We start from the raw sequence: 14,633 nt of genomic DNA on the forward strand, positions 1-14,633 counted from the left end.
GCGGCTGAGAGAGTGCCGTAAGTACCGATGACCATGGAAAAGGAGTTCGACCCCTATCTGCGAATCGACGACGTAGCCGTCGACCGCAGCGACGTCGAGATGCTGCATGCGATCGACGACTGTGGCTCGCTGTCGGGTGCCGCCGACGCCCTCGAGCGGTCCTATCCCAGGCTCCAGCAGCGGGTGGTCACGCTCGAGGAAGCGATCGGGCCGCTGGTCGAGCGAACGCGCGGCGGTGCCGACGGCGGCGGCAGTTCCCTGACGGGAACGGCCAGGGATCTCCTGTCGCGATTCGACCGGCTGGTCGCGGCTTACGAGGGTGTCGCCCGCGTCGACGAGACGGTGCTCACGGGCCCGGTCGTCGACCGCGATGGCGAACTGGCGACCGTCGAGACCGATGTCGGAGCGATTCTGGCGGTCGTTCCGGCCGACGCCGTGACTGCGTCCGTGACGATTCGATCCGACGCCGTCAGTCTCCACGCGCCGAGCGACGTCCCGCGGGCCGAGGGAACGAGCGTTCGCAACCGCTTTTCGGGGACCGTCTCGTGGCTCGAGGCCGGCGACGCTGTCGCGCGTGTCGGAATCGAACTCGAGGCAGACGCAGACGACGGGGGCACCGAACTCGTCGCCCTGGTCACCCGGCGCAGCGTCGACGCCCTGAGCCTCGAGCCCGGCCGATCGATCGTCGCCTCGGTGAAGGCAACGGCGGCACGTGGCGTCGGCGTGACGGAGTAGCCGGCAGATCCTGTCGAGGTCCAACACGGGTTTACCGCTGGAACGCCTACGAAATCCGCATGAAAGGGAGTATCCTGGACACTATCGGCTCGCCGCTCGTCCAGGTCGACTCGCCGGAGGGCGTGACGGTCGCGGCCAAGATCGAATCGTTCAACCCCGGCGGCTCGGCCAAGGATCGGCCGGCCCGCGAGATGGTACGGGCCGCCGAACGCGACGGGCTGATCGAACCCGGCGACTGGCTCGTCGAACCCACGAGCGGCAATACGGGGATCGGGCTCGCGCTCGTCGCCGCCGCCCGCGACTACGACCTGACGATCGTCATGCCGTCGGACAAGTCGAAGGAACGCCAGCAGGTCATGGCGGCCTACGGGGCCGACCTCGAGTTGGTCGACGGCGACATGGAAGACGCCCGGGCCCGCGCCGAGGAACTCGAGGCCGAAGGCGCGGTCCAACTGGGCCAGTTCGAGAACCCCGCGAACCCCGAGGCCCACTACAAGACGACCGGGCCGGAGATCATAGAGCAGGTCGGCGACCGCGAGATCGACGCCTTCGTCGCCGGCGTCGGCACCGGCGGGACGATCTCGGGGATCGGGCGTCGCCTCCGCGAGGAGTTTCCCGACGTCGAGATCGTCGCCGTCGAACCCGAACGAAACGCCGTTCTCTCGACCGGCGAGGCCGGAACGGACGAGTTTCAGGGGATGGGGCCCGGCTTCGTCAGCGACAACCTCGATCGCGACCTGCTCGACCGCGTCGAGACCGTGGCGCTCGAGGACGCCGAGGCGGAGTGTCGTCGCCTCGCCCGCGAGGAGGGGGTCCTCGTCGGCCAGTCCAGCGGGGCGACGAGTCTCGTCTCCCAGCGGATCGCACGGGAGATCGCAGCACCCGACCTCGAGTGTCCGGAAATACCGACGGCGTTCGACGAGGGAACGGAACCGCCATCGCCCGAAACAGACGGGGGAGCGACGGCCGACGACTGCCCGCTGGTCGTCACCGTCTTCTGGGACAGCGGCGAGCGCTACCTCTCGACCGGCCTCTTCGACTGAGACGGTTTGCTGTACCGGTTTCCCGGCGCACCCGCAGGATGGGTCGCGGGTGCGCCGGCACTGACTGACAGTCGTCCGTATGAGACGCCGTCGCCGGACGCTCGACCGCGGATCGGGACGACCAAAAAGCGTGTTTTAGCTAGCCGAACTACCTTTAGTCACCCTCGTGTATGGTCAGATAGCGATGACAAGTCCCTCCAGACGAACGTTATTGGGTGCAACCGCCTCTCTGTGTGCGATCTCGGCCGGCTGTCTCGGCGATGGTCTCGGAAGCGAGTCCGACGGTAACGGTGACGGCAACGGTTCGCCCGATACCGACGACGAGACGGGTACCGAAACCGACGACGGCTCGGATGACAGTACCGATAGTTCGGGCAACGAGACTGACGACTCGGGCGAAACCGACGACGCCTCGGACGACACACCCACCGAACTGGTGGACCACGAAACCCACGCCTACCGGTATCCGAAACGGTCGACATCGCCGAACGTGGCGCTGTTGCAGAATCGCGACCGTGCCCAAGAGTGGCTCGCCGAACGAGAGCCAACGCCGGAGGAGGTCGCCGACGTTGTCGACGACACGGACTTCGAGACGTCGATCCTGGTCCCGATCGAAGCCGGCGCACCGAACCCCTGCCACGAGCTGGTCCTCGAGTCGATCGAGATCGACGACAGCGACGGCGAGGACACGCTCGCCCTCGAGGCGGCAGTACAGGAGCAAGAATCCACCGGCGAGGAAGAAGAGGCCTGTATCGCCCAGGAAACCACCGTCGGACGGCTCGTTCGGGCGACGTTCGAGCCCGAGCCCCTGACGCGGATTTCGGCCAGCGTCGTCGATCGACACGGTCAGGTCCACGGGATGGGGATGGCGAGCGAGAGCGCGTCCGCAAGCGAGAGTGCGAGCTCGTCGCACGATCAAACGGAGAGCGATTCCTAAACGGCGTCGGTTGTCCCGGGTACGGATCTGACGGCGGAACGGTGGTCAGCACGGACCTGATAGCCGGGCGGTCGACCGCACTACTCCTCCCAGTAGGCCGTCTCGTCGTCGATGTAGTAGTAGCCCTCGAGCGATCGGTCGTCGCGACCGCCCGGGGGCGACCCGACGTACACGCCGAACTTCCCCATCTCCGGATAGACGGTGACGTCGGGCTCGTTCATCGTCGACATCGCCAGATAGCGGAGCGCGCCCTCGCTGTCGTTGACGACGCGGTGGCCCCCGCTCTCGTCCGCCGGAAGGGTCACGTAGTCGCCCGCCGTCAGCGACTCGAGGCCGGTCTCGGTTTCGAGCTGGCCGTCGCCGGCCAGTACGTAGATCGCTTCCTCGTTGGCCGTGTGGTAGTGGTAGGGCCACGATCGCATCCCGGAGGGAAGTTCGTAGAGGCTACAGCCGAGCCCGGACGCGTCGACGGCGTTCGAGAGTTCTTTGCGGCGGAACGCGGTCTCCTCGCGGTCGTACTCTTTCCAGTCGATCTCGGCTTCGTTCGTCTTGTCCATACGATAGCCCACTCACGTCAATCACTTACAATTTCGCGTCGCACTCGAACGCGTCGTCCCGCCCGGTTCCGCCATGCGTCCGGAACGACTGGCTCCGAGTCGGAGCGAGACGGGGACCGCCGATCCTGAGCACACCCACGATTCCGAACACGCTCAGCCACGACCCATGGAAAACGAAACCCCCTAACCTCCGCCGAGAGTGAGTTCGGACATGCACGACGATAGCGAGGTCGCCGTCCTTCGACTCGGTCACCGACCCGGTCGGGACGACCGGATGACGACCCACGTCGGACTGACCGCGCGGGCACTGGGGGCCGACCGCGTCGTCTTTCCCGACAACGCCGGCCAGTCACTCGAGACAGTGGCGGACATCACCGAGCGCTTCGGCGGCCCCTTCGCGGCCGAACTCACCGGCTCCCCGCAGGGACTCATCCGAAACTGGACGGGGCGAGTCGTCCACCTCACGATGTACGGCGAGCGCGTTCAGGACGTCGAAGACGAGATCCGAACGGCACACGGAAGCGACGGCGAGGCGCTGTTGCTCGTCGTCGGCTCCGAAAAAGTCCCCTTCGACGTCTACGAGGAAGCCGACTGGAACGTCGGCGTGACTAATCAGCCCCACTCCGAAGTCGCCGGGCTCGCGGTCTTTCTGGATCGCCTCTTCGAGGGACGAGAACTCGAGCAGGAGTGGGACGACGCCGATCGGCGGGTGATCCCGATGGAGACGGGCAAGCGCGTCGAATCGGCGGATTCGGACGCGAACTCGGAACGGGAGTAAGATCGTTGCGGGGGCGAATATCGGCTTGCGGACGCGAACGGAATCGACGGCGGCTACTGCGATCGAGACGCGGACGGAGCCGTCGCGCGACGATGCTTTGGAGGCCGAAATGTCCCCGCTGGCGAGCACCGTTCTACGAAGGGAAACCGTTGGAATACCTCGACGTCTTCTCGCCTCCCGTAGAACACGAGCATCGCGGCTGAGAGACCGCCCGTCGATAGTGTGAGAACGGCTCGATGCCACCCGTAGCGGGAGACGATTGTCGGGCGCGTTCTTTCCGATGTCACTACACTTATAGAGGCCACTCCGGGACCCAATAGACAGGAATGCGCTGGCAGTACCGAACGACTGTTCTCGTGCTTTGTCTGCTCGCGTTTTTCGTCACGTACTTCGCCCGGATGGCGATCAGTCCGGTCATTCCGTTCATCGTCGCGGAGTTCGACGTCTCGAACACGCGGATCGGGCTCGCGCTGACGGGGATGTGGCTCGCGTACGGCCTCTCGCAGTTCCCGAGTGGTGTCCTCAGCGATCGGTACGGGGAAAAGCAGATCATACTCGTCGCCGTCGGCGGGACGGTGATCGCGAGCCTCTTGCTCGCGTTCGCGCCGATCTTTGCCGTGTTCGTCGTGGTCGCCTTCCTCCTGGGATCGGTCGCAGGACTGCACTACTCCGTGGCGACGACGCTGCTGTCGCGGACGTACGACGAACTCGGCCGTGCGGTGGGGATCCACTCGATGGGTGCCCCGATCGCGGGACTGGTCGCGCCCGTCGCGTCGGCTTGGGTCGGCGTCCGGTACGGCTGGCGGCCGGCGCTCGCGCTCGCGCTGGTCGTCGGCCTCCCGGTTTTCGTCCTCTTCGCCTGGCGAATCGACCCCACGGAGCCCCGGCGGCCGGAGCAGCTGATGCGCGATCGGTTCGAACTCACCGTGCTGTTCGACCTCGTCTCGCGGCCGGCAGTCGCGTTTACCCTCGTGGTCGCGATGCTCGGCACGTTTATCGTCCAGGGGTTGCTCACGTTTCTGCCGACGTTTTTCGTCGACTACCACCGCTACTCGGCGACCCTCGCCGGCACGGCTTTTTCCGCGTTTTTCATCGTTCGCACCGTCGGCCAGCTCCTGCTCGGCGAACTCTCCGATCGGTACGGGCGCGACCTCGCCATCGCCGGCTCGATGTTCGCCGGTGCCATCGGACTCTTCGGACTGGTCGTCGGCCGGTCCCCCGTGACACTCGGTGCCGCCGTGGTGTTGGCGGGACTGGGCTCGAGTTTCTTCGCCGCGATCGATCCCCGGTTTCTCGATCAGTTCGACACCAGTGAACGCGGTGCCGGCTTCGGACTCGTCCGGACGTGTTACACTGTCGTCGGCTCTGCGGGTTCGGCCGGCGTCGGACTGTTCGCCGACCTGTTCAGTTGGGGGACGGCGTTTCTCATCCTCGCCGGACTGTTTTCGGTGACGTTCCTCGCGCTCGCGGTCAACTGGCTGTTCGATCTCGGATACTGACCCCTGAGGCCGTCTCGAAAACCGCAGTTCCGATCCTCGAGGATCGCCTCCGAGGCCCCGTCTCACCGGTGACGATCTCTCAGGGTCGACGAGCGGCACAGTCGGCGACAGCAGGGACGGCGGCAGACCGTTCGGGTCCCCCACCTGCCACGCGTTCGCCGATCTCGAGATCGTGAATCGTATCTCTATAACTTATCAGTAACCACGAAATAGAATATCAAATAGATTTATATAGTATCCTATCCTTCTAGGAAGTAGGAAGTTTCCTTCCTTCATCATGACTTCATCCACGATTTCCGCAGACGCGCGTAACACCTTCGAAAGCACCATCGGCGGCTACACGGTCGGCGGCCGCGCCCACAGCCTCTCGGCCTGGTTCGTCCTCTCGCTCCGGCTCATGATGGGCTGGGCCTTCGCCTACTCCGGGTTCACGAAGATCGTCGCGGCCGAACCGTTCAGCGCCGGCGGCTACCTGACCAACGTCGCAGCGACCAACGGCAACCCGCTCGCGGGTCTCTTCGCCTGGATGGGCGCGACGCCCTGGTTCGTCGAGTTCGCGAACGTGGCCGTCCCGTGGGGCGAACTCCTGATCGGCCTCGGCCTGCTCGTCGGCGCGCTCGTCCGCCTCGCGGCGTTCTTCGGCGCGCTGATGATGCTCATGTTCTACTTCGGGAACTGGGACATCGCCCACGGGGTCATCAACGGGGACTTCGCGTACATGCTCGTCTTCCTCGCCGTCGCCGCCTTCGGTGCCGGCCGGATCCTCGGCCTCGACGCCTCCATCGAGACCTACGACCTCGGCGGCCAGACGCTCCTCGAGCGCTACCCCCGCCTCGAGTACGTCCTCGGGTAGGCGGCTCCGTTCTTTTCTCTCGGGCAGTAGCACAGATATCTGTGCTGTGAGGAAGATATATGATCTCGCCGCTCGAAGGGAGACTATGACGGATCGTTTCGGATCCGCTGAAACCCCGCCTGAGGATCGAAGCGGGAATCGAACGACGTTCCAACGAGTCTACGACTGCCTCGTCGGTACCACCGATCCCGCCTCCGCGGGGGAGTTCGCGTCGCGGGCGGACTGTTCCGAAAACGGCGCTCGACGAGCGCTCGAGCAACTCGTCGAGATGGGGATCGCGGACCGATCGAACGAGCGGCCAGCACTGTACCGGCGGAATCAGTCGTACTTTCGGTGGAAACGCGTCGAAACGCTGGTCCGTGACCACAGCGCGAGCGAACTTCACACCCGCCTCGAGGAACTCATCGACGCGGATCGAGAGCGACAGGAACGATACGGCGTCCCCGAACCGGACGCCGTCGTCCCGGACGACTCGATCGCGGACCACGAGACCCTCCACGATCGCTGGGAGGATCTCACGGAGTGGCGGACGATTCGGCGGGACATCACGCTCCTGAAACGAGCCGTCCAGCGGGCGGAATCGTCAGCCGACGAACGGGCACGGGTCTGAACCGTGACCGCTCGAGAAGAGGGACCGAGCGGGCCGCTCGACGTGCCGACGCTCGAGGTACTCGCACGGCGTGCGACCACGCGGTCGCTCGTTTCGAACTGGGAGTTTCGACCCGATTCGATCTCTCCGAGAGTCCTCGAACTCCGACTCGACGAGAAACGGTACCCGGCAAGCGTGAACGGGAGTCGACTCGACGTTCGCTGGTTCGTCGGCGGCGACTACACGATTCACTACCTCGAAGCCAGCGACGACCGGACCTGGCAGTGTCGGTGGGATCGCCATCCGAAACCGACCGCCCCTCGCGAGCATTTTCATCCGCCGCCGAACGCGTCGTCGTCTGCCGCACCCTCACCGCTCGAGTCCGATCACCACCTCGGCGTCCTCTTCGACGTCTTGGAGTACGTCGAAACCCGACTTCGAGAGCGACACGAGTGATCCGACGACGGAGTTCGAACCCGGTCGCAACGTCCGGACGAAAAAGCCCAGTCGACTCGCCTCAGGGCAACTCGAACTCGATCGCCGCACCCTGGCCGAAGCCGACACACTCCGTCGCGATGCCTCGTTCGACGCCCTCGCGGTTCATCTCGTGGACGAGCGTCACCGGCAGTCGCGCGCCGGAACAACCCAGCGGGTGCCCGATCGAAATCGCGCCGCCGTTGACGTTCAACTGGTCGTCCGGAATGCCCAGTTCCCGCTGGGAGTACAGCGTCTGGCTGGCGAACGCCTCGTTGATCTCGACGAGTCCGTAGTCGTCGATCTCGCGGCCGGCGCGCTCGAGGAGTCCCTCGGTCGCCGGCACGGGGCCGACGCCCATGATGGTCGGATCGACGCCCGCGACGTAGCTGGTGCCGACTTCCGCCAGCACCTCGAGGTCGTTCTCGTCCGCGAACTCGCGGCTGGTCAGCATGACGCCAGCCGCGCCGTCGGCGATCTGGGAGGCGTTGCCGGGCGTGACCGTGCCGTCTTCCTTGAACACCGTCGGCAGTTCGGCGAGTTTCTCGGGCGTCGTCCCCGGTCGGAGGCCCTCGTCCTCGTCGTGGACGCCGTCCTCGGTCTCGATGGGAACGATCTCGTCGTCGAACTTGCCCTCCTCGGTGGCCTCGACCGCACGCTGCTGGCTGCGCGCGCCGTACTCGTCCTGTTCCTCGCGGCTGATGTCGTACTTCTCGGCGACCTTCTCGGCGGTCATCCCCATCTGGAGGTTTCGCATTCCGTACGTCTCGTCGAGTGGGGGATACATGTCGTCGCTATCGCCGCCGCCCATCTTGACGCGGCTCATACTCTCGACGCCGCCGGCGATGACCGCGTCGTGGCGACCCGCGGCGATCGAGTCCGCGGCGCTGATGATCGCCTGTGCGGAGGAGGCACACTGTCGGTCGATAGTCGTTGCGGGAACCGACTCGCCGAGTTCCGAGAAGAGCGCGATCTGGCGCGCGATGTTCGTCCGCTGCTCCGAGCGCTGCTGTGCACAGCCCCACATCAGGTCGTCGACGGCCTCGCCCTCGACGCCCGTCTCGGCGAGCATCTCGTCGACCAGCGGGATCGAGAGGTCCTCGCTGCGGATATCCGCGAGCGCACCGTCTTCTTTCCCCTGTGCAGTTCTAACAGCGCTAACGATTACCGGCGTATTGGCTGACATTGTATACCATCATTTTTCGTGGACATAAATAGCTATCTTTGTCGGAAGTACGCGAGCCGTTCGTCGAGAGGGAGGCCGTCAGGGAGGGTGGTTCCCAAGACCACACACGATCCGCGAGCGAGCAACCAGTGTCAGTTGTGGCCTACGACCATCGATCGGCCGGACGGACGCGACGTGAGCCTCCTGAGTTGTGAGTGTCTCACTGGCAATCGCTTCCAGAACGGACGGACTATCGATCGGTTCACCGTCGCGTGTTTTCCGTCGGTTCGGGGACTAGTCCCGTCGCTCCAGTTCCACACCCAACTCCTCGAGCAGCCCGAAGAAGCCGGGGAACGAGACATCGACGTGGTCGGCACCTTCGATGGTGGTCTCGCCGTCGGCGACCAGCCCCGCGAGTGCCAGCGCCATGATGATGCGGTGGTCGGCCCGCCCCTGGACGGTCGCGCCCTCGAGCGTCGATGCACCGCCGTGGACCGTCAGCGAATCCCGCTCTTCGGTCGTTTCGACCCCCATCGTTCCTAACTCGTCGGCCATCGCGCTCACGCGGTCGGTCTCCTTGTACCGGACGTGCTCGGCGTTCGTAATCCGCGTGTCGCCGTCCGCGACCGCACCCAGCGTCGCGATCGTCGGCAGCAGATCCGGGGTGTCCTCGACGTCGACCTCGATCCCGGAGAGCGGAGCCGTCGAGACGTCGATCGTCCCTGCGTCTCGATCCCAGTCGACGTCGGCACCCATTCGCTCGACGATGTCGACGATGGCGCTGTCACCCTGCGCACTGGGGTGTGCGCCCTCGATGCGGACGCTCTCACCCGCATTGCCGGCGATCGCGCCCGCGGCAAGCGGGTAGGAAATCGACGAGAAATCGCCGGGAACCGCGTACTCGCCGCCCGCCGGCGCGTACGATTGCCCGCCATCGACGTGAAAGCCCGTCTCCGTCTTCCGGGCCTCGACGCCGAACGCCGCGAGCACCTCGAGCGTGATGTCGACGTACGGCGCGGACTTGAGTTCGGTCTCGAGGTCGATGGTGACTCCCTCCTCGGTGATCGCACCGGCCATCAGCAAGGCGGTGATGTATTGAGAGGAGACGTCGCCGGGGATCGACACGTCGCCGCCCGCGAGGGGGCCGGTGACGACCAGCGGGGCCTGTCCGTTCCCGCGGGTGCTGTACGCCTCGGCCCCGAGGTCGGCGAGCGCCTCGAGGAGCGGGCCCTGCGGGCGCGAGCGCAGCGATTCGTCGCCGGTCAGCACCGAGGTCCCGTCCGCGAGTGCGGCCGCCGCCGTGACGAGACGCATCGTCGTCCCGCTGTTCGCGCAGTCGATGACGTCCGCCGGCACCTCGGGACGGCCGTCGAAGCCGTCGATCTCGAGGATCCCGTCGTCGTATCGGTCGACGTCGCCACCGAACAGTCCCACCGCCCGGGCGGTCGCCTGCGTGTCCGCGCTCCAGAGCGCGTCGTGGACGGTCGCCTCGTCGGCGTAGCCCGCCGCGAGGATCGCCCGGTGGGTATAACTCTTCGAAGGCGGTGCCTGCGCCGTCCCCTCGACGCTCGAGGGCCTGATCGTGACGTTCATGCTCGGGGTGTCGTACGGTCTACCTATGACGGTACCGATTGCGGGCGTTTCTCGATCCGCGACGGACCGGGACCGATACCGGTATCGAACGGAACCTGGCTTCGGGACCTCGTACCGTTCCACCCGTCGACTGCAGGGTCGAACCCGGCGGTCTGATCCCCGCCGACCCTGCGGTACAGGCGTACCGCCACTAGTGATACAGCCCGCTCAGGAACAGTCGATCGACGATGCGATCTCGAGCAGCGGCGTCTCCGCTCGCAGACTCGAGACTTCGTAGGACAGGTCGGCACAGTTCCAGAAGATGGTCCGGACCCCCTCGTCGCGACGGTATGCGGTTCGGCCGTCGAGATCGATCTCCTCGAGGGCCGGCGAGGTCGGCCTGAACCGCTGGGACTCCCGGACGGTCACGTAGAGTTCGCGCGCGATCACGTTCGGATCGTTGTACCACAGCGTCGTAGTCAGTCCACCGTACTGGTCGCCCATCTCGACGACGGTGATCCGATCGAGTACGTACGGGCCAGGCACGTCCGGGTCCGGCAAGTCGTATGGGAGTCCCGTCGCGGCGGCCGACCGGGAGTCGAAGACGCCGTCGGGTTCGGGACCGTCGGTGACGACTGTCGCGTCCGCCGGCGGCAGGAACGTAAACGTATCCTCCTCGATCCCCTCGTCGATCGCGAGGTCCTGGTACGTGACGGTCAGTTCGTAGCGCGTCTCCTCGTCGTCAGCGATGGTGGTTCGCTCCTTGATCGGATACCGGTACTCGTCGTCGATCCATACTGTTCGATTCGCCGAGATTTCCTCGCCGTCCTCGGCCGCGTCCAGCGGGATGACGAACTCCGTATCACCGACGACGAGGTTGATCGATCGATCGATGTCCTCGACCGGCGGTCGCGTCTCGATGACGTGGGCCGTGCGATCACCGACGGTCCCGGTCCCCCCGTAGTCGAGCCGGTACGCCGATCGCAGTTCCTCGAGTTCGCGTTTCGTCCCGTCGGTGTCGACCTTGTTCGGATGATACTGCCTGTCCGCGACGTTCGTCGCCGGGTTATACTCCCAGGTCGTCGTCCGGTTCGTCACGATGACCGAGCCGACCGGAACGTCCGGATCGGTCGACTCGACGACCTCGATACGCTGCTTGGCCGGCGGCTCTCGAGCGATTTCCTCGGTCCGCTGGAACGCGTCCTCGGTGGTTTCGACTCGGATGGTTCGGCGCGCTTCGAGATCGGTCATGCCGCGCCGCTGCTCGATTGCCTCCCGGATGAGTGTCTCGCTCGAGGGGGATACATCGGTGTCGCCCGCATAGCTGACACAGCCGGCGAGTGCGACTGCAGCCCCCGTTGCCAGGAGCCGGCGACGTTTCATACGCGTGATACAGTATCCTCTATTGATAAGTTTGTGGATTCGGATCGGTCCGGAACGGCCGGGAACCCCGAGATTATGTAGTCGGCACTCCCAGAATCGTCCATGAACGTCGATGTCGATCTCGCCGCGCTTCGCGAGTACCTCGCGGCCGAGGGGTTGGACGGCTACCTGATCGATGACGATGCCTCGGATTCGGACCAGCGATACGTTTCCGGCTTTACCGCACCGGACCCCTACCAGACGCTGGTGACCCAGGACGGCGTCCACCTGCTCGTCTCCGGCCTCGAGTACGGTCGTGCGAGTGCGGACGCGAACGCGGAGTCCGTGACTCGGCGAGCAGCGTACGACTACCAGCAACTGGTCGGGGAATACGGCCAGTACGAGGGGAAGATCCGCACGCTCGCGGCCTTTCTCGAGGACCACGAGGTGGCGTCGGTCGCGGTCCCCCGAAACTTCCCGACGGGAACGGCGGACGGGCTCCGCGAGGAGGGACACACGGTGACGGTCGAACGCGAGAACATCGTGACGGACATCCGCGCGACGAAAACCGACTGGGAGGTCGACCAGATTCGGGCGAGCCAACGGGCTAACGAGGCCGCGATGGCGACCGCCGAGGAACTGATCGCGACCGCGGACGTCGAAGACGGAATCCTCGTCCACGACGGCGAGGCACTCACCAGCGAGCGCGTCACGGAGGAAATCGAGGTCACACTGCTCCGACACGGCTGCGCGCTCGACGAGACCATCGTCGCCTGCGGGGCCGACGGCGCGGACCCCCACGATCGGGGCAGCGGCCCGCTCGAGTCCGACGAGTTGATCGTGATCGACATCTTCCCGCGGGACAAGGAGACGGGCTACTTCGCCGACATGACCCGGACGTTCGCTCGCGGTGACCCCGGCGAGGAAGCCCGACGGCGCTACGAGGTCACGCGAAGGGCCTACCAGGCCGGCCTCGAGACGGTCGCAGCGGGTGTAACGGGGGCCGAGGTTCACGACGCAGTCTGTGACGTGATCGAAGCGGCGGGCTACGAGACGCTGCGGAGTGACCCAACCACCGAGACGGGATTCATCCACAGCACCGGCCACGGCGTCGGCCTCGACATCCACGAACAGCCCAGCGTCTCGCCCTCGGGCGGCGAACTGAAACCGGGCCACGTGATCTCGATCGAACCCGGCATCTACGACCCCGCGGTCGGCGGCGTCCGCATCGAGGACCTCGTGGTCGTCACCGCGGACGGGCACGAGAACCTGACGGAGTACCGAATCGGGCTCGAGCCGACGGCTAGCGGTCGACAGTAAGGAGGGACGGACAGGCGAGACGGGGACCGTTGGAGACAGAGCAAGTCCTGTCCCCGAACGAGGTCCGTCGAAACGGCCCCGTCGTTCGGCGGCACGCAACCGTCTCGCGTTCGCTATCTATCGCGTCGCGACTGTGCTATTCGACTTGAATATCGGCGACCATCGTCGTCGGATGGACCTCGCAGATGTACGTGACCATCTCGCTGCTGGCCTCGAACTCGAGCCACTGATCGTCGCCAGGCTCGGTCACCTGTTCGGTCTGGAGGTCGTCGACGACGTCGTCGTTTTCGTCGTAGATCGCGATGTTGTGCGGTGCGCCGTCACCGGTCGTCCAGCCGATCTCGTAGGTTTCCCCCTCTTGGAGGGTGATCGTCGGGTTCTCCGCGTCCGCGATCGAGTCGGGCGCGATGCCGAGCCAGCCGGACGTCTGCCCGTCGAACTCGATCTGCGTCCCGGGCTCGAGCACTTCTCCGCTCCCCCCGTTCCCGCCGTTACCGCCGTTACCACCGTCACCGTCGGTCCCACCGTTACCGCCGTTACCGTTACCGCTGCCACCGCAGCCGGCGATGAACGCCGTCGACGCTGCGACACCTGTTAGCTCGAGCATCCGTCGTCGGGACATGCCCCTCTCTCGTGTCATCACGTTCGCTTAGGGCCCAAACAGCAATAAACGTCTGTAGAAATCCGACCGAATGGGAACGTCACCCCAGCGACGAGCGGCGAGCTCAGCGATAGTCGCCGTCGTCCGCGCCACGCGCCGCGTCGATCCGCTCGAATTGCGCGGCGGACAGCTCGAGGTCGACCGCGCCGACGTTCTCCTCGAGCTGGTCGGCCGTCCGTGCGCCGACGATCGGCACGCAGGTGAACCGATCCTGCGCCATCAACCACCGCAGCGACACCTGTGCCGGCGTGGCGTCGATCTCGTCGGCGACGGACTCGACGGCCTCGAGCACCTCCCAGGCGGTGTCGCTGGTGTAGCGGTCCTCGAACAGATCGGTGAGGCTGCCGCGGGCACCGTCGGGCGCAATGACGGTTCCGTCATCTGCGCGCTCGTACTTCCCGGTCAAAAACCCGCCGGCAAGCGGCGAGTACGGACAGACGGCGATATCCCGATCCGCACAGACGTCGAGGTAGTCGCTCACGTCGTCCGTATCGGCGGCGTTGAACATCGGCTGGGTCACGTCGAAGCGCTCGAGGCCCTCGACGTCGCTGGTCCACAGCGCCTTGGTGAGCTTCCAGGCGGCCATGCTCGAGGCCCCCAGGTAGTGGACCTTGCCCTCGCGGACGAGTTCGGTCAGCGTCCGCATCGTCTCCTCGATCGGCGTGTCATCGTCCCAGCGGTGGATGTAGTAGAGGTCGAGGTAGTCGGTCCCCAATCGCTCGAGGGTGCCCTCGATCTGGGCGCGGATGTGCTTGCGGCCGAGTCCGGAGTCGTTCGGCCCGGGTTCACCCCGGCCGTCGAAGGGGAAGTAGACCTTCGATGCGAGGACGAGGTCCTCCCGGTGGTGGCCCCGGTCCTCGAGCCACTCGCCGATCCAGCGCTCGCTCTTGCCGTTGGGATCGCCGTAGACGTTCGCGGTGTCGATGAAGTTGATGCCGTGCTCCCAGCAGGCGTCGAGCAGTTCGTGCGCTTCCTCGCGGTCGGTCTCGACGGTGCCGTCGCTTTGCTTGCCAAAGCGCCACGTTCCGAAGCAGAGCTTCGATACTGTCGTACCCGTATTTCCGAGCGTCGTATACTCCATGGGGAGC

15 protein-coding genes are annotated in these 14,633 nt (G+C 65.7%); 9 read left to right on the forward strand and 6 right to left on the reverse strand.

The annotated features are described in order from the left end of the window. Positions 1-33 precede the first annotated feature (33 nt). From J0X27_RS16755 to J0X27_RS16765, 3 genes are all read left to right on the forward strand, one after another. On the forward strand, positions 34-735 hold the full coding sequence (locus J0X27_RS16755) for a TOBE domain-containing protein (RefSeq protein ID WP_207272106.1): 702 nt from the start codon (positions 34-36) through the stop codon (positions 733-735). Between the two features lie 59 nt (positions 736-794). Next, positions 795-1,778, forward strand: coding sequence for a PLP-dependent cysteine synthase family protein (locus J0X27_RS16760; RefSeq protein ID WP_207270283.1), 984 nt, complete (start codon positions 795-797; stop codon positions 1,776-1,778). Positions 1,779-1,962: 184 nt separating this feature from the next. After that, complete coding sequence (locus J0X27_RS16765) at positions 1,963-2,715, forward strand: hypothetical protein (RefSeq protein ID WP_207270284.1); 753 nt, start codon at positions 1,963-1,965, stop codon at positions 2,713-2,715. Between the two features lie 80 nt (positions 2,716-2,795). On the opposite strand, the gene J0X27_RS16770 is transcribed toward J0X27_RS16765, so the two are convergent. Next, the gene (locus J0X27_RS16770) at positions 2,796-3,272 is read right to left on the reverse strand and encodes a cupin domain-containing protein (RefSeq protein WP_207270285.1); all 477 of its coding nucleotides are present in this window, start codon (positions 3,270-3,272) and stop codon (positions 2,796-2,798) included. Between the two features lie 211 nt (positions 3,273-3,483). Between J0X27_RS16770 and J0X27_RS16775 the strand changes: the two genes are divergently transcribed. From J0X27_RS16775 to J0X27_RS16795, 5 genes are all read left to right on the forward strand, one after another. Further along, positions 3,484-4,050, forward strand: a complete 567-nt coding sequence (locus J0X27_RS16775) for a tRNA (cytidine(56)-2'-O)-methyltransferase (protein ID WP_207270286.1) — start codon at positions 3,484-3,486, stop codon at positions 4,048-4,050. Positions 4,051-4,376: 326 nt separating this feature from the next. Then, entirely contained in the window at positions 4,377-5,549 is a 1,173-nt protein-coding gene (locus J0X27_RS16780; protein ID WP_207270287.1) for an MFS transporter, read from the forward strand. A gap of 277 nt (positions 5,550-5,826) precedes the next feature. After that, positions 5,827-6,402, forward strand: a complete 576-nt coding sequence (locus J0X27_RS16785) for a DoxX family membrane protein (protein WP_207270288.1) — start codon at positions 5,827-5,829, stop codon at positions 6,400-6,402. Between the two features lie 85 nt (positions 6,403-6,487). Continuing rightward, the gene (locus J0X27_RS16790; protein ID WP_207270289.1) at positions 6,488-7,012 is read left to right on the forward strand and encodes a DUF7342 family protein; all 525 of its coding nucleotides are present in this window, start codon (positions 6,488-6,490) and stop codon (positions 7,010-7,012) included. Between the two features lie 3 nt (positions 7,013-7,015). Continuing rightward, positions 7,016-7,447: a toxin-antitoxin system TumE family protein gene (locus J0X27_RS16795; protein ID WP_207270290.1), complete on the forward strand. Its 432-nt coding sequence runs from the start codon at positions 7,016-7,018 to the stop codon at positions 7,445-7,447. A 61-nt stretch (positions 7,448-7,508) separates the two neighbouring features. Here the strand turns inward: J0X27_RS16795 and J0X27_RS16800 are convergent, their stop codons facing one another. From J0X27_RS16800 to J0X27_RS16810, 3 genes are all read right to left on the reverse strand, one after another. Continuing rightward, entirely contained in the window at positions 7,509-8,651 is a 1,143-nt protein-coding gene (locus tag J0X27_RS16800; RefSeq protein WP_207270291.1) for a thiolase family protein, read from the reverse strand. A gap of 273 nt (positions 8,652-8,924) precedes the next feature. Further along, positions 8,925-10,223: a 3-phosphoshikimate 1-carboxyvinyltransferase gene (aroA, locus tag J0X27_RS16805; protein ID WP_207270292.1), complete on the reverse strand. Its 1,299-nt coding sequence runs from the start codon at positions 10,221-10,223 to the stop codon at positions 8,925-8,927. Between the two features lie 207 nt (positions 10,224-10,430). Beyond that, positions 10,431-11,585: a LolA family protein gene (locus J0X27_RS16810; protein WP_207270293.1), complete on the reverse strand. Its 1,155-nt coding sequence runs from the start codon at positions 11,583-11,585 to the stop codon at positions 10,431-10,433. Between the two features lie 102 nt (positions 11,586-11,687). On the opposite strand from J0X27_RS16810, the gene J0X27_RS16815 reads away from it, so the two are divergent. Continuing rightward, positions 11,688-12,884 carry a M24 family metallopeptidase gene (locus J0X27_RS16815; protein WP_207270294.1) on the forward strand — a complete coding sequence of 399 codons (1,197 nt, stop codon included), beginning with the start codon at positions 11,688-11,690 and terminating at the stop codon, positions 12,882-12,884. 136 nt (positions 12,885-13,020) lie between these two features. Here J0X27_RS16815 and J0X27_RS16820 read toward each other — a convergent pair whose 3' ends face one another. Next, positions 13,021-13,491 (reverse strand): cupredoxin domain-containing protein, encoded by a 471-nt coding sequence (locus J0X27_RS16820; protein WP_207272107.1) that lies wholly within the window; start codon positions 13,489-13,491, stop codon positions 13,021-13,023. Positions 13,492-13,609: 118 nt separating this feature from the next. Next, the gene (locus J0X27_RS16825) at positions 13,610-14,626 is read right to left on the reverse strand and encodes an aldo/keto reductase (protein ID WP_207270295.1); all 1,017 of its coding nucleotides are present in this window, start codon (positions 14,624-14,626) and stop codon (positions 13,610-13,612) included. Positions 14,627-14,633: the final 7 nt, after the last annotated feature.

It is taken from the genome of Natrinema longum, assembly GCF_017352095.1.
Lineage (GTDB): Archaea > Halobacteriota > Halobacteria > Halobacteriales > Natrialbaceae > Natrinema > Natrinema longum.